The organism is Pedobacter sp. AW31-3R, from assembly GCF_052180285.1.
Taxonomy (GTDB): Bacteria; Bacteroidota; Bacteroidia; order Sphingobacteriales; family Sphingobacteriaceae; genus Pedobacter.
This window is the reverse complement of record NZ_CP197475.1, coordinates 6,017,092-6,034,448: the sequence shown is the minus strand read 5'-3', so window position 1 is coordinate 6,034,448 and position 17,357 is coordinate 6,017,092. Positions and strand designations below refer to the sequence as shown.

The following is a 17,357-nucleotide window of genomic DNA, read 5'->3' as shown; positions in this document are numbered from 1 at the left end:
TTATTGTGGATTAAATTCGGTGAGGAGTGTAGTGTCTATGCTGAGGGTACCGAGCATAGTGGCTGCGTTTTCCAGGGTTTCGACCAGGAAGTTGTATGGGGTGACTACGGCGGTGCCTGCAGTAAATTCAGAAATGCCCAGTACCGTTGAAGAAGTATATATAATTAAGTATTTCATCTTTTGGTTTTTTAATGATGAGAAAGAAGGGATATGATTAAAATAAGGGTTGATCCTCTTTTGTTGATTAGCATAATTAACCAGGACTTTTGTTAGGTGGCCCTGTAGGTCCATGTATGCGCATATTGATTAACCAATACCCAGATCTTTTCTAGTGATGATGAGGGATTGCCATTCGATATATCTTTGATGTACTCAGTAGGTTGCTGATAAATTCCTTCAGGGATGACTGTACCATCATTGTTCGTTGTTTCATTGATACTAATAACCATTGTGCGGAATGATGAGCTTCCGGAAGCGCTAATTGCAGCATTACTTGTAATAAATGAATACATATTATCAATGAATGATAACATCCTTTCTTGTGTCCTGAATGCTCCCGAGAATGTCCAAGTGACTAGTTTGACCATTGTTTGTGCATAATAGGAAGGAATGTCTGTACTGATACTATATGCATTGGTATGATTAATTGTCTTTAAATTGGTAAGTGCACTGATATCACCGACACTTAAAAGAGTGGAAGTGTAATTGTAACTCAGCGTAGTAAGTCCGGTTAGCTGATTGATCATTGCTGGGATAACGGTGTGCCTTGTATTTATACAAGCTAAATACCTTAGTTTTGATAATTCAGTTATTTGCTCTGGCAGTGGTCCCTCCCCATTATTCGTATCCGCAAGACTGGTCTCAGCTAAACTTAAATTTGTTAGGGTATTTTTTAACAATGGGAGTTTATCAAAATTATTTTTAGCAAAGGTTACGGATTTATAACCAATTCCACCCATGGTGAGATTTGTTAGCGGTAAATCGAAAATCTCTATCGGGATCTGAGTATAGTATGGGGAGGTATTTGCAAAGCTACTGTTGATAAACAGATTGATAAGTTTGGGATTAGAAATTGCATTTACTGATTTGAGATTAAAACGATTGACAATATTAGTCAGTGTCATTTGGAAAATCTCCAGTGATGGGTGTTTAGCAAATTCAAAAGCCAGATCCTGCACGATAAGAAAAGTGTTGGATACACTCAGAAATTGTTTCAAGAGATCCCTTCTGTATTGAATATTCACAGTTCTATCAGCATCTGTTAAACCATCTGGATACACATATTTAGTGAAAGCATATGCTGGTGGAGTAGAAAAGGTATTACTCCCTTTTGCATAGATGTGAAAAGTATGTGACCCGACTGCTGTCTGTGTTGTAGGATAGTTAATGACTATCCCATTCCCATAATTAATACTTACCTGTGTGGCTTCATTGAATATCAATATGAAGGATCCAGTATTAGATGGTGTTGAATTTGGAAAAGACAAGCCTCTCCCATTCAGCGTAATTCCTGCAGGATAATTGATCAAACTTTGACCAAATCTCACAATTTTGTTGTTGAATTGATTGATGCTCATTCTATTTAGCCTAAGGGAATACGTACGATTTGATTATCTGATACCGCTTCATATTTGTAATTACCCACATACAAAACCTGTCCGAAGCTGATGATCTTGTTGTTTTCCGGAGCGATAATTACTTTGTAATTGTTCGCTGCGTTGAAGGTCACCGTAGCAATGGCATTAATAATATCCTGATCACTGTTGATGGCATCAATGATTTGCTTGCTGGCTGATAAAGTACCATCTGCAGCGAATTCGGCTATCCTGGTATTGCTGCCGGAAAATGCAGGCAATACCCATTGAGCCGACTGGGCTTTAACCCATGTCCACCAGCTATTATTCCTCAGCGCCGTCACATACTTTGCATTGTCGGTTCCATTCTGTAAGTCGGCATCAGTAGCTATGCCCATGGTGGCCTGCTTGTTGTTTAGCTGTGCCTGTATTTTGCCCAGGCCAGTCAAAACACTATCCGCGGCAGTGATTGCAGAGTTTGTGGTGGTGACAAGGCCGGATAACACCAGTGCCCTGACCCTTGTACCCAGATCGGCCCATTGTGTGTTGTAGCTGGTGGAGTTTATTTTTTCCAGAAACTGACCCGTGGTACCACCTGCAGGTACACCTGCACCTGCCGTTCCCGGCGTACCTGGAATTCCCTGCAGTCCCTGTTCACCCTGCTCTCCGGTATCACCCATATTTCCCTGAATTCCGGGAACACCCTGTTCGCCCTGAATGCCCTGTATACCTTGCATTCCCTGCATACCTTCAGGACCAGGCATTCCCTGATCGCCTTTATCACCTTTTGCACCCTGAATACCTGATGGGCCGGCAATTCCCTGATCGCCTTTCAAACCAGTGATGCCGGCTGTACCCTGCTCACCGCGATCTCCCCGGTCTCCCCTTTCTCCTTTTGCACCTGTATCACCCCTCTCGCCCTTGTCTCCTTTGGTGATCAGCGAAATTCTGTCCATTACAAAAGTTAATAGATACTGCTTCAGCTGTCCGATATTGTATTTTTTCGTTTGTCCGGCCCCCTGGCCTTCGCTAAGCGGCAATTCGTGCTCATCCTGCAAGTTATTGCCCTGGATAAGCTGCCATATTTTAATTAAGTCCCACATTATAATTGAATGCTTTTGTTATTGTTATCGGCCAAAACTGTATTGTCATTTGTTGCCAGTACGCGGATAGATTCAGTTTCCCCACCCTGACTGCTGACTACGCTGATATTTCCCTGTTTCATGTAATCGGCATAGATACTTAATGCTGTTTCCGGATAGGTATCACTGATGAGCAGGCTTTGTCCAGCGAAGATATCTGTGCTGATACTGAGTCCATTGTCATTTGCCAGGTCGGCCAATGCCCTGGGGTCTCCGTAGTATTGAACGGCAATGTCCATTAGTGTTTGTCCATAAATTACCTGTATAATCATACTGCTGTTTTTTTAGTTGGGGGTTTGATTTTTAGCGTCTTTGATCACCAGCTCCAGCGGCATGTCGCTTAAACACTGCAAGGCATAAGGTTGCATGTTTCTATAGCCTTCCACCTCCGGAAATTTGATCTGCTTAATGACCAGGTAATGAATGTCCAGTAAGTTCAACAGGGCAGAAGTAACCTGCATTTCAGTATCTGCCTTAAAGATGTTATGCAGGTTATGGACCGTGAGCTCCGGGTATTCGTCGCTCTCATAATTGATGATTACTCCCCTGATATTGATCTGGTAATCGTCAATACTGATATATTCTTTCACCGTTCCGTTCCTTCCCTTTATAGGGGTGGTGACGATACTTTTGGTGGCAGTGATATCAATCATCGGTGAGCCCGGTAAGAGGAGTGGTTTATCCAGATACTTTAAGGTAACCTGATCATAGACTGGAAGGCCAAGTAATGCTGATGCTGTGGCTACCGATGCTCCGGAAGTATCAAGGCCATTATAGGTTATTTCTGTGCCGCTGATTCCGAATACTTTAGCATATAATTCATTCAAATTAAAATTTATATTGCCCATGTTGTTTATAAATAAATTGGTGTTTTGCCATCGCCCGACAGGCGCTTGCTCTCAAAGTGTAATGCATATAATAATTGCTGCCATATTTCTGAAAATTCGACATCTGTTAACTGATCAGGATCAATTTTGAAATGATACCTGATCAGTGCATTTGCCTTGCGAAAGAGATCGAGATCTTTGCCCGTAGCAATTGACGGGCAAAGATTTAATATTTCACTGCTTCCGCTTTTAGAAAATTTAGCGATTTCCAGAGTTGTACCTGTGCCGTAATGGCTACATCTTCATCTGTCTGGAATTGAGTGTCGCCACCCAGCCAGGTGCTGTTTGCCAGGAACTCCCGGGCTTCAAAAATCTGTCCGGCGGTGGCATCATTGACACAGTTGGCGATGATGTCCCTGCCTGGTTTTTTAAAGTAACCCCTGATTTTTGATTTGTCTTCCAGTTCCACGTCAATGATGATGACCTGTTTGTGCTGTGCCTTCCATAACTCCAGCGTTCGCTGATCTACCTCACCGGCGATCATTTCTGTAGTTGTTTCTTTATTTTTTGTTGTATTTGCCATTGGTATAAATGAATATTAATTGTTAAGCATTCCAGTCGATGTCACCTACATATAAAGGCAGTTCTACCTCAAACTCTTTTACTTCGCCTGCTTTTCCGGTACGGCCCTGACCGGTGAACCGGCAGTTCTTCAGTTTATGTGTAACCAGTTCATTCCCGGTTCTGTAACACACAATAATATCAAAGGCGGGGATATCGTAGATGCTGATGCCGTCTGTCATCAATTTGTTCAGGGCTTCTACTTCTGCCATTTCCAGGGTGAGTTTTCCTGTGGCAGCATAATTGCCGGTGACAAAACCGATGTCTTTCTTGCCTCTGCCTTTGACACCTTTTGTTTCCTGGCTGTCGCTGTATTCGATGCCTTTTAAGCCAACGATGCTGCGGCCTAATAAATTTACTTTTACACTGGACCAGCTATGGATCTCTGCGTTGATTACTTTTTCTACTCCCATGGTTTAGTTTGATTTAAAAGGGTTTGAAAACCCGATGGCTACTGTAATTTCTCTTGCAATGGATACCGGAATGAAGGTGACTTCAATTTCCAGGACGGAGGTGGATAGAATATCCTGTTCAGGATTTACATAACAATCTATTCCCCCGCTGATGTCGCCATCGGTTTCCATGCCTGCAAGTGCTTTTGCTCCTGTTGCTTCCAATGCTTTTACATCGTCATCTTCCAGGTAACCTGTAGCTGGGTCTACTTTGATCCTGCTCTTGATTTTAGGCAATAAGGCTTGTCTTACCAGGAAGATGGCCTTCTCAATGGTCCTGTTGTTTTCGATGTAGGCATAGTCATTGTTCTGCAGGGTGCTGGCGGTATGACTGTCACTTAAGTGGAAGCCCGCAATACCGGCAATGGCGGTAGGGAAGATGTATCCTTTGTCATCAAGGGCATCCAGATCGGCTTCACTATAAGTGGAGATCTCCTGGCCGGAACTGAGACCTGCTGTGACGAAAACGCCATTGCCTGTGTCCTGTAGATCAAAGTCGCTGGTAAGCTCACCGATGTCCTGACTTACGGATGCCTTGCTGATTAATCCGAGTACATCGCCTACTGCAGCATAACCTGCGTATCTGGCATTGGCTTTACTGATGGCAGGATCAGCGGCAATGGTAATGCTTACATTCGGCGTGTTCAGCGTACGGAGATCCTTCGCCGCTGCGGCAGTACCGTTAAAGCTGCGTCCCTCCAGAAGGAAACCTGCATACCTGAAGGCATTGAATTCCGATTCGTACAGGCTTTGTGCTTTGGCAGCAGCGGTAAGTACATCTGCATCCAGCCCGTTGAGCAATGTTGGCTCATAAGCAGCTGCGGGATTGCGGGAAACGCCGCAGAATTTAATGAGTCCCTGCGATTCTCTTAAGAGTTTTTTAGCCAGGTCTTTGGATGGATCTACCAGATCGGCCAGCGTATTGGTTTGTGCGGCAATCATGACGTTAAGCGTTCCTGAGGGGTTGGCTTTGAAGAAACGATCAATCACATGATGGACCAGCACGGCATTGGCAGCATCATATTCTGCAGTGATACCAATGGATACGGCATCCCTGATGGAACGCATGGGATAAACGGTGTCCAGCACTAGTTTTCCTGCGATTGCTACTCCGGTAGTGATCAGTCCGCATACTCCGTCCTGATTTGGGGAACGCCTGCCCAATGCACCGTTGCGTTTTGTAATGTTAACGTTGTGTTTTGACATTTTTATTGATTTTTAAATAGTAGGATATTCAAGAGTATAGAGAGTAAGAGCAGTACGCCAAGGCTGCCAAAAAGCATTACTGCCCAGGTGGGGAGCTCTTTGATAAGCTCCTTTTGCGTGGATACCTCTTTGCTGAGACGGGTGATTTCCGCTGTTAAAAAGGTGACGGTCTGATCTTTACTTTCGCAGCCCAGCTGCAGTTTTCCATATTTGTCGATCCAGTACGTGAGCTGTGCTTTTGTTTCAGGATCTGTAAAACTTTGCTTTTCCGTTTCCGGTGGGGGCGGAATTTTCCGCCCCTGTTGGACAGCACTGCTGCTGTCGGCCAGGTGGCGTTGCCGTTGTGCCTGGTATACGCTGAGCAGACTGTCGACACTTAAGGATGTGCCTACTTTGCCTCCCCTGACAGTTACTTCTACGGGGCTGAATTGTACCGATGTACTGTCGGTTTTGGTGTAACTGCTTTCTGGTCTGATGACTTTGCAGGAGAAGAGTAAAGTCAGGAAGAGAAGAGCTGTTAGATAGGTAATTTTTATGAGTAGCATAACTTAGTCCTCCAAAGCATAGATGTAACCTTCGATGTTTAAGCCATCATTTTTGAAAGTCCTGGTGATGGTTCTTAATTTTACGGCCACCCGGTCGCCTTCCCTGCTGCCACTGGCATTGGTATTCCCTTCAATGGTGACCATGGTATTGGCTTTGAGATCGACACTTTTCACGATGCCGTGGTGACCGGCAGGTCCTTTTCCATTTCTCCATACCGCGATGGCTCCGGGTTTTGGTACCTCTCCCACGGAAAATGTACCGTTGTTTTCATGTCTTTTTAAAGTATCCAGTGCACCCCCGGTGTTGCATCTTCTAATAATTTCTTCCAGTGTTTGATGATCGGCATATACATTTGCATAGATCATTTTTGTGAAGAATGCACACCAGGGGGCTCCTGAATAAAATCCATTTGACTTCATTAGTTTTTCGAATGGTGCATTGAAAAAACCTTTGTTACCGGGGCGCTCGGTGAGGCCTATATATTTCTCTGCTTCCGCAATAATTTTTTGTGCTCTTGTCATGTTATTTTGTTCGTTTTTTAGCGGCAGATTTAATAGCGCTACCGTTTTGCATGTCCAAAAGTGTAGAGATAAAATGCGGTATCAAAACCGCTATTCCCACGAATAGAGAGCTTTATCTATTCAATAGACTGGTTTGTCTATTGATGGGAAAACGGGTTTATTTTGGCGCTCCCTTTACTGCACTTTTGTTCTGCAGGCAGAAATTTTTACCCTTAAAACCCATATTGTAATGACGCTATTTGAGACTATCGCTACGCTGATTGTTCCCTTTTTCGGGGGAGGGGCAGCCATAAAAATATTCGACAGGTTTACCCTGAGTAAGAAAGATGAGAATGATTATATCCTATTACTTGTAAAGCAGCTGCAGGAAAATGTAAATGCGAATAACCTGGAAATCCAGAGCCTTAAAAAAGAGGTGGACAATTGGAGGAATAAGTATTACTCAGAACTGGACGAGAAGAATAAACTTTCAGAGGAACTGAGAAAAGTGACCCATGAACTGGAAAGATTCAATAAACAGTATAAGACTACAGCGTAGGATATTTTTTAATCATAAACCCAATAATTAACAAAAGATGAATAACACAACACAATTAAAATTTAAAAAAGTAAAAATGGAGGAATTATGGCAACAGGATTAGATTATGCACTCCCGGAGACCAATAGGATTATTCGGGAGTTTGGTAGCAGTGTAGATACTGCGATAGTTGCGGTGAACAGGTTTAGCAATGCTGTAGCGGACTCAGGTAGAAATATGACTTTGTTTGAGCGCATGATTGATGGAACAAGGGATTACCTTAAGAATAAATTACCGGAAGCAATTGTTGCCTTTGTGGGTGATTCGGTTTCTGCTTATCAGAAATTGAGAGATATTGATGCGCAAAATATGGTAACGCTTACGAATTCCGGGGGAGCGGTTGGCAGAACACTTACAGATCTGAAGAATTCAGCAAATGCACTTTCGAATACAACGCTATTTGATCCGGCCGCTACGGCAGAAGCCCAGCATGCGGTACTTGCCTTTGGTAAGGTAAGAGGAGTGATTTTTGATCAGGCGATACCCGCAATTCAGGATATGGCTCAGAGCATGGCCGGTAGTGGAGAGGCGGATTTGAAAGGAGCAGCGGAGAGAGTAGGAGCAGCACTGGATAATCCGAAGGAAGGGCTAAAAGGACTGGTGGATGCCGGGGCAGATTTTTCTGACTCCCAAACTGAGGCTATCTTGAAGATGACTGAGCAAAAAGACCTTGCCGGTGCACAGGGATTGATTCTGAATACATTGAAAGAACAGTTCGGTGGTTCTGCTATTGCTGCGAGGGAAGCGGCAGGAGGTCAGGCAGATTTTGATATGTCGGTCAAGAATTTGCAGGTTGGTTTAGGAGGATTGCTGGAGACCGGACTGAAACCTTTTCTTTCTTTCGCTGGTTTCCTGGTGGATACCTTAAAATCAACAGTGGACTGGTTTGTAGCCAATAAGGAAGTCGCTGGTTCTCTTACTGTTGGGCTTGCCACACTTGGTGCTGGACTTCTGACCTATCAGGGATATCTTTTGCTAACTCAGGCTCCAATGACTATACTCACTGCGGCCCAATGGGCTATGAATGCCGCGCTCAATGCAAATCCTATCGGTTTTGCAATCGCTGCACTGGCAGCTCTCGGAGTAGGAGTCGTTGTTGCGTATAAACACTTGGATAACTTTCGGGCTATGGTTGAAGGAGTTTGGAATGCTGGTTTACTTGCAGGAGAGGTTTTTACAGGACTTGGGAAAATTTTCAGAGGGGCATTCTCTGATAAGGATATGTTTTTTGAAGGACTAAAAGAAACGTCTACCGCATTAGGAAAGATAGCTAATGGTGGTCTAGGTGAAGCATATACCGAAGGCTATAATAAGAGTATGGCTAAAAGTGCGGCGGCAGAAAAAGAGAAAAAAGAAAAAGAAGGGAAAATTACTCAGGGAGTTAACGGAGCTACATTGACTACCCCGCCTTCGACATTTACGTATGGCGATGCCGATACGGGCAAAAGAAATAACACCACCGGTTTGCCAGGAGGTAGGCCAGTGCCTGTTGCTGAAACAGTCTCCACAGCCGTGCCTGTAGGTAGTCAGGTGCGAAATGTACAGGTAACCATAGGAAAACTTGTGGAGAACCTAACGATTGCCACCACCACTTTGCAGGACAATGGCTCGATGGATATCAAACGGATTATTACTGAGATCTTGACGGGCGCAGTGCATGACAGTGAGTTGGTTTTAGGGAGCTAGCCATCATTTTGGCATTCTAAAGAATATATTAAACGGCATTTGCCATATTATCTGAAAACTAATGAGTATAAAAAAAGAAATATTAAAAACGATAGGGGATTTACTGATGGAAAAGTTGAAGAACCTTCCTGATGGTTTACCTGACCTAATGTGGTTTGATAAACAAATGGGGCAGTTTGTTCCTCCCGAAACAGATGACACTGCAGGGGGAACTCCTGAAGCAGGGATTTCCCTGCCTCTTCCGGCGGTATTAATGGAATATGAACCGTTTGCCTGGCAGACTACAGGAGGGAATACCCAGAAAGGCAGCGGAAATTTAAAATTTACCATCTATTGTGAACATCTTGCTGACTCGTTTCCGGGATCTCCGGTCCGGGACTTGGCATTGCAGCATTTTGATTTCGTTGCAGCTGTACATCAGGTGTTGCAGGGATTACAGATTGAAAATGTGATGAGTCCTTTAACACGCGTGCTGGACGAAGAGGACCTTGCTCCTGATGGAGTGGTCTTTTCGGTTATTTCCTACAATACGACGATTTTTGATCATTCCACCAGCAGAACGCGTAACCATGTTATGGTTACAAATCCTGGGCTGGAGGTGAAGTATAAAGAGGAAAGCTCGAGGCCGGTTCCGGCGGTGGAGATACCCGCATTTTTAACCTAAACAAGGAAGCCTTTGAGATTTGTCTCAAGGGCTTTTTTATGTTTTACGGAGGTGTGTTAATTTTCGTTTGCTGCTACTTTACTCATCTTTAAGACGATTCCGTATATGGTTTTAGGCTTCAGGTCAAATTCTTTTTCCAGCGTCTTGTAGATTTCTTCATCTCTCATCATTAAGCCGAAATACATTTCGTTATACCTTGATACTATTTTTGAATACTTTTTGATTAGAAGGGTTTTGTCGCGCATGTGGTAAGGATTTAAGTTTGAATGATTGTACGGCCAGTAAACTGGTACTTGAGGGTTAGCGTCAATAATTATTCATTGTTTATAAATGGAATCGATCAAATCACTCTTTTTACAGAAGTTGATTCTTTTATACGCAATTGTTGATTTTCCTGATGGCGTATTTTCTGGACGTTTTATTTTTTTGCTTTGGGTTTCCATAATGGTTATACTTGTATAAGCATTTACATATCAATAAATATTTATACAAGTATAACGCATTATGCGTATATTTGAAATATTAAATACGCAAAATGAGTTTATATTTAGACAAATCTTTGATTTTGAACAAAATAAAATTGAAGTATAATTTGAAATCAAATGTTGAATTGGCCAGTTTTCTTGAAATTGGACCTACAACCCTTTCTTCCTGGTATTCCAGAAACTCTATTGATTACGATAAAGTGATCGCAAAATGCGTAGGGGTAAGTCTCGACTGGCTATTATCTGATGTGGAAGATGATGCTGAAGTCAAAGCTGTTGTTAAAAACACACAAAAAGGAACTGCGGAATTACATGCAACAGGTATTCCTCTGGTGAACATTCAGGCATTTGCTGGAATTGGCAATGTGTCTTTTTCAATAGAAGAGAAGAATATTCAATCCCGGTATATTGTGCCTGATTTTGATAATGTCGATTTTATGATCAGGGTGAAGGGAAATAGTATGACACCCAAGTACAATAGTGGTGATGTAGTGGCCTGCAGGATTCTTAACGATTATAAGTTTATTCAGTGGAACAAAACTTATATACTATCTACTAAAGATCAGGGGATACTGATCAAACGGTTAAAGAAATCGGAGGATGACAAGAGTGTAACAGCCGTGAGTGATAATAAAGATTATGATCCTTTTGATATCCCATGGACAGAAATTGACGGTATTGCAATTGTTGTTGGGGTGATTCGTCTTGAATAACCTGAATGATGAAATGATTACAGACCTGCCGCTTACAAAGAGTAATGGACTTGGCTTTTAAATTGCAACAGGTCAATTGAATATTACAATCGACTGTTTAGCTGCCAATAATGAGCTTCTTTGGATATTTATGTAACAATATGGTTATAATATACTAAAATGGTAGTCTTAATTTGATTTTGATCATAATCCGTATATATTTGTGTATGGATAATTTGACAAATTATGTGAGAACCAGGCTATTAATGTCTGAAAATGAATTTGTGCTTTCTGCACGCCAATATCAATACCCCTCTACAAAAATGTTCTGTTGTTGCTAATCTGCTAACAGTGCTTTAGAAATCTTATCCCCCAATTTTTTCTACTGAATGTATAGGCTCCCGTAAGGTTGCCCCTGGATAACTATGCCTGAATTATTCCACACCTTAACAAGATGATAAGATGTTAAATACTACCATTACGCCCGAACATAAAGTTTGGAGGAGCTCAGATAAGCTGATCTTCAGAATAACGTTTATTTATTTTGTACTTCAGGTTTTTCCGCTGGACTGGAAGTATTATCGCCACCTGTTTTCACTGAACTGGCTGGACCTAAGCTTCCGGGAGATTTTCCAGCTCTCTAAATATACCCCCCAATTTCTTTCAGCTACCTATGATCCCAATGACTGGGGGCTGGCTACTTTCGCCGACTGGGGATTTGTTTTTGTTCTTGCCCTGTTGGGCGCCCTAATCTGGTCTGCACTGGATAAGCATAGCCAGAATGAGGAAAAGCTCTATGCTTATCTCCGTATTGGTGTACGCTACAGGCTGGCTATTGCAGTGATTGCTTATGGCTTTCTTAAGCTTTTTCAATTGCAGGCGCCGTATCCAAGTATCAGTAGCCTGAATACGCCATATGGAGATTTCACCAGTTGGAAGTTGTTCTCATTAAGCCTGGGGATTGTGCCCGGTTACCAGTCTTTTTTGGGCGCGGTGGAGCTGATCGCAGGGGGGCTGTTGCTGTTCAGAAGAACGTCTGTTATTGGGGCAACGATTATTATTTTCTTCCTCGGGAATGTGTTTATGTCTAACCTGGCCTATGAAGGCGGCGAGGTGGTGTATAGTTTTTATCTGGTGGTGCTTGCTTTGTTCCTGGTGGCCTATGATGCGGAACGTATCGTGAAGCTTATTGTGCTGCATGTTCCTGTAGCACCGGCAGGCAAGGTGTTGCAATGGAATAAACAACAGCGGGTAGCGCGACTGGTGCTGAAATCTGCACTGGTGCTGGTTTTTGTGGTGTTGTATGGTTTTAGTGTACAGCGGTCTGCTGCGAAAGGAAGTTATCTTTTTAGTGCCAAGCCTGGATTGAAGGACCTGAAAGGATGGTATGTGGTGACGAAGTTTGAATCGGATGATGCTGCCGGTAGCCTGCAATGGCAGGATATGGTTTTTGAGCAGTGGGCGACCCTGAGTGTGAAGGTGAATGAAACCGATACGGTATGGAATGACAATGTGGAACAGGTGCCCTTGGCCGATTCCCTGAGTGTGTTTGAAACATCCGGAACTACAGGCCGTCGCTATTATGATTATGCAGTGGATACCGCTAAACACGTGTTGCTGCTGAGCAATAAACGGACACATAAGAACGTGGGGCAGCTGCATTATATACTGCAGCCGGATGCTACCCTGCGGCTGAATGGAAGATTGGATGGTACTAAGGTGGAAGTGGTGTTACAGAAGAAGAATAAGGTGTACCTGCTTGAAGCAGCTAAAAAGGTAGGACGCCGCGAGGGCTTGACTTTATAGTGCCCATCATAAGAACTGGCAGGATGAAGAATATAACAGTGCAATAACCAATATGGTAATAGGATGAATTCAATTTTGATTGATGAATGCCCTATGGATATGACTAATGAAATATGATGATGAGTAACTCTCCGGAATTAATTTGGAAGCCTTACCAAAGGGTGGCTTTCCGTATAGCTTTTATATTTTTTGTGCTGATGACGATACCGACGAATCCCGGTTGGTATACGCAGGCCTTTCATTTTGATTGGACTAGCTTGCACTATAGGGATTTGTATGATATCGCACGTTTTCAACCGGTGTATCTGCGCGGGTCCGGATTTTATGGGTATGGCGACTGGCTGATTATCCTGGGGATTGCAGTGGTAGGAGGAACGATATGGACGCTGCTGGATAAGCGGAATACGAATTACAATAAGCTGTATTACTGGCTTACGGTGGTGGTGCGTTACAGGGCAGCGATAGGTATTATTGGCTTTGCCTTTACGAAGGTGCTGCCCGTGCAGATGCCTTATCCCTCGTTAGGGATTTTGAATACCAATTTCGGCGACCTTACCGCGCAGAAGATTTACTGGCTGTCGATTAGTATTGTGCCCTGGTACCAGGTGTTTGCCGGTATTGTGGAGCTGACGGCCGGGGCTTTGTTGTTTTTCAGAAAGACGACTACCCTGGGGGCAATTATCCTGTTCGGCGCACTGGGCGATATTGTGTATGTGAATTTTGCCTATGATGGCGGCGTGCATGTGTATAGCAGTTATTTTGTCTTGTATGCGGCCTTTCTGCTGGCGGTGGATATGCCAAGGATTTATGATCTTTTTATTCGCGAGAAGTTTACGGTGCCGGTTGATTTTAATATCCGCTTTACGCAACCTTGGTTGAAAACGACACGTGTGGTGCTGAAGACTGGCGTGATTGTGTTGTTTCTGGGTGTGTTTTTTTATTTACAGCTGAATAATTTCCTGTATGATCCCTATAAACAACCGGCAGCAAAAGGAGTGGTTCAACTGAGAGGATATTACCGTGTGTCGGAGTTTAGGCTGAATAATGAGCTGATTCCTTTTTCTCCACAGGATTCACTGCGCTGGCAGGAGGTGACGTTCGAGAACTGGACTACACTGACGTTCCGCCAGAATAAACCTACCCCACTGGATTTGTCTAATGGCGGCGGTTCGCCTATGCGGGATATCAACAGGACTTTTGAGATTGCAGGCCTGGGTGGCGGCAGAAGGGTTTTTTATTATGAAGCAGATACCGTGAATAAGGTGCTGTATTTACAGGATAAGTATCGCGCCAGTGATTTCTCGGCTTCCCGCAAAAAGGGTTCAAAGCTGAAGAAGGAGGCTCCGCAGCCTAACTTCCTTACTGACGCGCAGGAGTATGCGCAGGTTGATGCGCGTGGATTAACAGGTAGACGCCTGAAGGGGATTACTGCAGAACGCAAGCAGGAGAAGGCAAGAAAGAGGATGGTGCTGCATTATACGACAACAGATGGTAGGCAGGTGCTGCTGAAAGGACTGGATGAGAACAGGGATTCTGTTTCTATAGTTTTAAATAGGGTGGATAGAAAGTATGCACTGAAAACTAGTACCTTGAATGCTGGAAAGTATTGATCTGATGTTATTCTTTAGGATAAGGATGCTGGATGTTGCTTTTACGGTAAGGTTTAAGGTGATGGATATGAATTGGTGTATAATAGGAGAAGGTGTTAAATGGGAGTAGTAAAGGAATATGATGCGGTGGTAGTGGGCTCTGGCCCCAATGGACTTGCTGCGGCGATTACAATGCAGCAGCAGGGCTTGTCAGTGTTACTGATGGAGGGGAAGGATACGATTGGCGGGGGACTGAGGACGGCAGAGCTGACTTTGCCAGGATTCAGACATGATGTGTGTTCTGCAATCCATCCGATGGCAGTGGCCTCCCCGTTTTTTGATTCACTACCCCTGGAACAGTATGGTCTTCGTTTTATTCAACCTGCCCTGGCTGCGGCACATCCTTTTGATGATGGAACGGCAGCTTTTTTAAGCAGGTCGTTGCAGGATACGGCTATTGACCTGGGGGTGGATAAACAGGCTTACCTGGATTTGATTGGCCCGCTGGTGCGCGACTGGGATAAGCTGGTGGGAGGTATTCTGGCACCTTTCCGCTTTCCTGACCATCCGATGCTGATGGCGAGGTTTGGCCTGAAAGCACTGCAGTCTGCCCGATCTATTGCCCATCGGTTTTCAACTGAGAAGGCCAAAGGACTTTGGGCGGGAATGACGGCACATTCTATTCAGCCACTGACGAATTATACTACGGCAGCCATAGGGATGGTGCTTTCTGCTGTGGGCCATGTTCATGGCTGGCCTATTCCCAAAGGAGGGTCACAGTCGGTAGCCGATGCCCTGTCCAGGTATTTTATTGCCCTTGGCGGAAAGGTGGAAACGGGGCATATGCTGAAGTCGCTTGCCGACCTCCCCCCCACAAAGGTGGTGCTGTTTGATTTGACACCACGGCAGTTGCTTGACATTGCCGCTGAGGAGTTTTCCTGGCTGTATAAGTGGCAGCTGAAGAATTATCGCTATGGAATGGGGGTGTTTAAGGTGGATTGGGCCTTGTCTGAGCAGATTCCTTTTACTGCAGCAGCCTGCAGGGAGGCCGGCACGGTACATATCGGGAATACTTTCGCAGAGATCGAGCGTACAGAACAGCTGTCGTCATCGGGAGTACATCCTGAAAAGCCTTTTGTGCTGCTTGCACAGCCGAGTATTTTTGATGCGGGCAGGGCACCCGCAGGGAAGCACACGGCATGGGCCTATTGCCATGTGCCTAATGGATCGACGAAGGATATGACCCAAGCTATTGAGGACCAGGTGGAGCGCTTCGCCCCCGGGTTTAAGGATACGATACTGGATAAACAGGTGATGAATACGGTACAGGTGGAAGCGTATAATCCGAATTATGTTGGAGGGGATATCAATGGCGGCGTGATTGATGTCCGCCAGCTATATACCCGCCCTGCACTACGTATTTCACCCTACAGAACCTCGGCAAAGGCAATGTATATCTGCTCTTCTTCTACCCCTCCGGGTGGTGGGGTGCACGGAATGTGCGGTTATTATGCCGCAAAACAGGCATTGGCCGATATTTTTAACTTGAAATCACCTAAATTTTAATACGAATGACCACTAAAAACAAATTATTTATACTTCATGAGGATTGGGCAGTTGTGGCGCTGGGCGCACTGGTGATTGCCGTTTCTTTGTTTTTTTATGTTGTGCCGGTACCCCATTATAAATGGAGTAGTACTGAGGAATTGCTGACTACCGTGTTTAATGGCGCCAATGTGCTGACGCTGGTGATTCAGCTGTTGTTTGTGTTGGTTGTGGGGTCTTTAGGAGCCCTGCTGACAGGGAAGTCACTTCGGAATTTTGTGATTGGCTTTCCCGCAATTTATGTCCTGACGGTTTTTGCACTGGTGCTTGCCGGAAATACGTTTGTGAAGTCGCTGAACCTGGAAGCCGTGATTTTTAGTCTGGTGATTGGCCTGGTGATCGGCAATTTGTTTAAGCTGCCACAATGGTTCCGAGATAGTCTTTCTACAGAACTTTTTGTGAAGATTGGATTGGTGCTGCTGGGTACGACGGTGATCTTTTCGGATATCCTGAAAGCGGGTTCGCTGGGACTGATCCAGGCGCTGGTGGTGGTTTTGTCGGTCTGGTATTTCGCTTTCTGGCTGTGTAAGCGACTGAAAGTAGATGATGAACTGACGATGATGATTTCCAGTGCGGTATCTATTTGCGGGGTGTCTGCGGCTATTGCGACTTCAGGTGCCATTAAAGGGGATCCGAAAAAGCTGTCGTATGTGATTTCTATGGTGCTGATTACGGCGATTCCAATGATGATTTTTATGCCCTATATAGCAGCTTATTTTTCGTTCCCGCAGCAAGTGACGGGGGCCTGGCTGGGTGGTAGTATTGATACGACCGGTGCAGTGGTGGCCTCGGGAACGCTGGTGGGTGAGGAAGCACTGAAGATCAGTACGATTGTGAAGTTTTCACAGAATGTGCTGCTGGGTATAGCTGCTTTTGCAATTAGTATTTACTGGTCGTATAACAAGACCGCCAAGGGGGCTGATGCTGTGGAGAAGCCTACGCTGAAGGTGATATGGGAGCGTTTTCCAAAGTTTGTACTTGCCTTTATCGGGGCTTCGGTGTTGTTTTCTTTTTTCCTGAGCCCCGAAACTGCTGCAGGCGTGAAGGATAGCCTGAAGAATATGCAGAATGCCTGGTTTACACTGGCTTTTACGAGTATAGGACTGGAGACAAATTTTAAGGATTTGTTTAAGAATGAGAATAAGAAACCATTGTATGCTTTCCTGATTGCCCAGCTGTTTAATGTGATCGTGACGCTGGTTATTGCCTGGTTGCTTTTTGGAAGGTAGCGATGAATGCCGGATGAAGAAAGTATGCTGAAGTGAGGATGAATATATAGGAAAGGATGACTAATATATAGGAGGAAAATATAAGAGAAGAATTACCCGAACAGTGCCTGGCTGTCATAAAATAGGGGAATACAA

19 protein-coding genes are annotated in these 17,357 nt (G+C 44.4%); 8 read left to right on the top strand and 11 right to left on the bottom strand.

Annotated elements, in window-relative coordinates; genetic code table 11:
* The 10 genes from ACSBL2_RS24590 to ACSBL2_RS24545 all read right to left on the bottom strand — a co-directional run bounded on the left by ACSBL2_RS24590 (position 1) and on the right by ACSBL2_RS24545 (position 6,889).
* The gene (locus ACSBL2_RS24590) at positions 1–177 is read right to left on the bottom strand and encodes a hypothetical protein (protein WP_442589200.1); all 177 of its coding nucleotides are present in this window, start codon (positions 175–177) and stop codon (positions 1–3) included.
* A gap of 92 nt (positions 178–269) precedes the next feature.
* Entirely contained in the window at positions 270–1,577 is a 1,308-nt protein-coding gene (locus tag ACSBL2_RS24585) for a hypothetical protein (protein WP_442589199.1), read from the bottom strand.
* A gap of 5 nt (positions 1,578–1,582) precedes the next feature.
* A complete protein-coding gene (locus tag ACSBL2_RS24580; protein WP_442589198.1) occupies positions 1,583–2,677 on the bottom strand; it encodes a hypothetical protein in 1,095 nt (364 codons plus the stop codon).
* On the bottom strand, positions 2,677–2,988 hold the full coding sequence (locus ACSBL2_RS24575; protein WP_442589197.1) for a LysM peptidoglycan-binding domain-containing protein: 312 nt from the start codon (positions 2,986–2,988) through the stop codon (positions 2,677–2,679). Before ACSBL2_RS24575 ends, ACSBL2_RS24580 begins: the two co-directional genes overlap by 1 nt.
* Positions 2,989–3,000: 12 nt before the next feature.
* Positions 3,001–3,564: a DUF6046 domain-containing protein gene (locus ACSBL2_RS24570; protein WP_442589196.1), complete on the bottom strand. Its 564-nt coding sequence runs from the start codon at positions 3,562–3,564 to the stop codon at positions 3,001–3,003.
* A gap of 205 nt (positions 3,565–3,769) precedes the next feature.
* Positions 3,770–4,126 (bottom strand): hypothetical protein, encoded by a 357-nt coding sequence (locus ACSBL2_RS24565; RefSeq protein ID WP_442589195.1) that lies wholly within the window; start codon positions 4,124–4,126, stop codon positions 3,770–3,772.
* A gap of 22 nt (positions 4,127–4,148) precedes the next feature.
* Positions 4,149–4,577 (bottom strand): hypothetical protein, encoded by a 429-nt coding sequence (locus ACSBL2_RS24560; protein WP_442589194.1) that lies wholly within the window; start codon positions 4,575–4,577, stop codon positions 4,149–4,151.
* Positions 4,578–4,580: 3 nt separating this feature from the next.
* Complete coding sequence (locus tag ACSBL2_RS24555; RefSeq protein ID WP_442589193.1) at positions 4,581–5,822, bottom strand: DUF2586 family protein; 1,242 nt, start codon at positions 5,820–5,822, stop codon at positions 4,581–4,583.
* Positions 5,823–5,824: 2 nt separating this feature from the next.
* A complete protein-coding gene (locus tag ACSBL2_RS24550; protein WP_442589192.1) occupies positions 5,825–6,367 on the bottom strand; it encodes a hypothetical protein in 543 nt (180 codons plus the stop codon).
* A gap of 3 nt (positions 6,368–6,370) precedes the next feature.
* On the bottom strand, positions 6,371–6,889 hold the full coding sequence (locus ACSBL2_RS24545; protein WP_442589191.1) for a CHAP domain-containing protein: 519 nt from the start codon (positions 6,887–6,889) through the stop codon (positions 6,371–6,373).
* 229 nt (positions 6,890–7,118) lie between these two features.
* On the opposite strand from ACSBL2_RS24545, the gene ACSBL2_RS24540 reads away from it, so the two are divergent.
* The 3 genes from ACSBL2_RS24540 to ACSBL2_RS24530 all read left to right on the top strand — a co-directional run bounded on the left by ACSBL2_RS24540 (position 7,119) and on the right by ACSBL2_RS24530 (position 9,816).
* Positions 7,119–7,427, top strand: a complete 309-nt coding sequence (locus tag ACSBL2_RS24540; RefSeq protein ID WP_442589190.1) for a hypothetical protein — start codon at positions 7,119–7,121, stop codon at positions 7,425–7,427.
* A gap of 87 nt (positions 7,428–7,514) precedes the next feature.
* Positions 7,515–9,152, top strand: a complete 1,638-nt coding sequence (locus ACSBL2_RS24535; RefSeq protein WP_442589189.1) for a hypothetical protein — start codon at positions 7,515–7,517, stop codon at positions 9,150–9,152.
* Positions 9,153–9,213: 61 nt separating this feature from the next.
* A complete protein-coding gene (locus tag ACSBL2_RS24530; RefSeq protein ID WP_442589188.1) occupies positions 9,214–9,816 on the top strand; it encodes a hypothetical protein in 603 nt (200 codons plus the stop codon).
* A 56-nt stretch (positions 9,817–9,872) separates the two neighbouring features.
* Here the strand turns inward: ACSBL2_RS24530 and ACSBL2_RS24525 are convergent, their stop codons facing one another.
* On the bottom strand, positions 9,873–10,061 hold the full coding sequence (locus ACSBL2_RS24525) for a hypothetical protein (protein ID WP_442589187.1): 189 nt from the start codon (positions 10,059–10,061) through the stop codon (positions 9,873–9,875).
* A 320-nt stretch (positions 10,062–10,381) separates the two neighbouring features.
* Between ACSBL2_RS24525 and ACSBL2_RS24520 the strand changes: the two genes are divergently transcribed.
* From ACSBL2_RS24520 to ACSBL2_RS24500, 5 genes are all read left to right on the top strand, one after another.
* Positions 10,382–11,014 (top strand): LexA family transcriptional regulator, encoded by a 633-nt coding sequence (locus ACSBL2_RS24520; RefSeq protein WP_442589186.1) that lies wholly within the window; start codon positions 10,382–10,384, stop codon positions 11,012–11,014.
* 441 nt (positions 11,015–11,455) lie between these two features.
* On the top strand, positions 11,456–12,799 hold the full coding sequence (locus ACSBL2_RS24515; RefSeq protein WP_442589185.1) for a DoxX family protein: 1,344 nt from the start codon (positions 11,456–11,458) through the stop codon (positions 12,797–12,799).
* A 113-nt stretch (positions 12,800–12,912) separates the two neighbouring features.
* A complete protein-coding gene (locus ACSBL2_RS24510) occupies positions 12,913–14,409 on the top strand; it encodes a hypothetical protein (protein WP_442589184.1) in 1,497 nt (498 codons plus the stop codon).
* Positions 14,410–14,508: 99 nt separating this feature from the next.
* Positions 14,509–15,954 carry a phytoene desaturase family protein gene (locus tag ACSBL2_RS24505; RefSeq protein ID WP_442589183.1) on the top strand — a complete coding sequence of 482 codons (1,446 nt, stop codon included), beginning with the start codon at positions 14,509–14,511 and terminating at the stop codon, positions 15,952–15,954.
* Between the two features lie 5 nt (positions 15,955–15,959).
* A complete protein-coding gene (locus ACSBL2_RS24500; protein WP_442589182.1) occupies positions 15,960–17,222 on the top strand; it encodes a YeiH family protein in 1,263 nt (420 codons plus the stop codon).
* Positions 17,223–17,357: the final 135 nt, after the last annotated feature.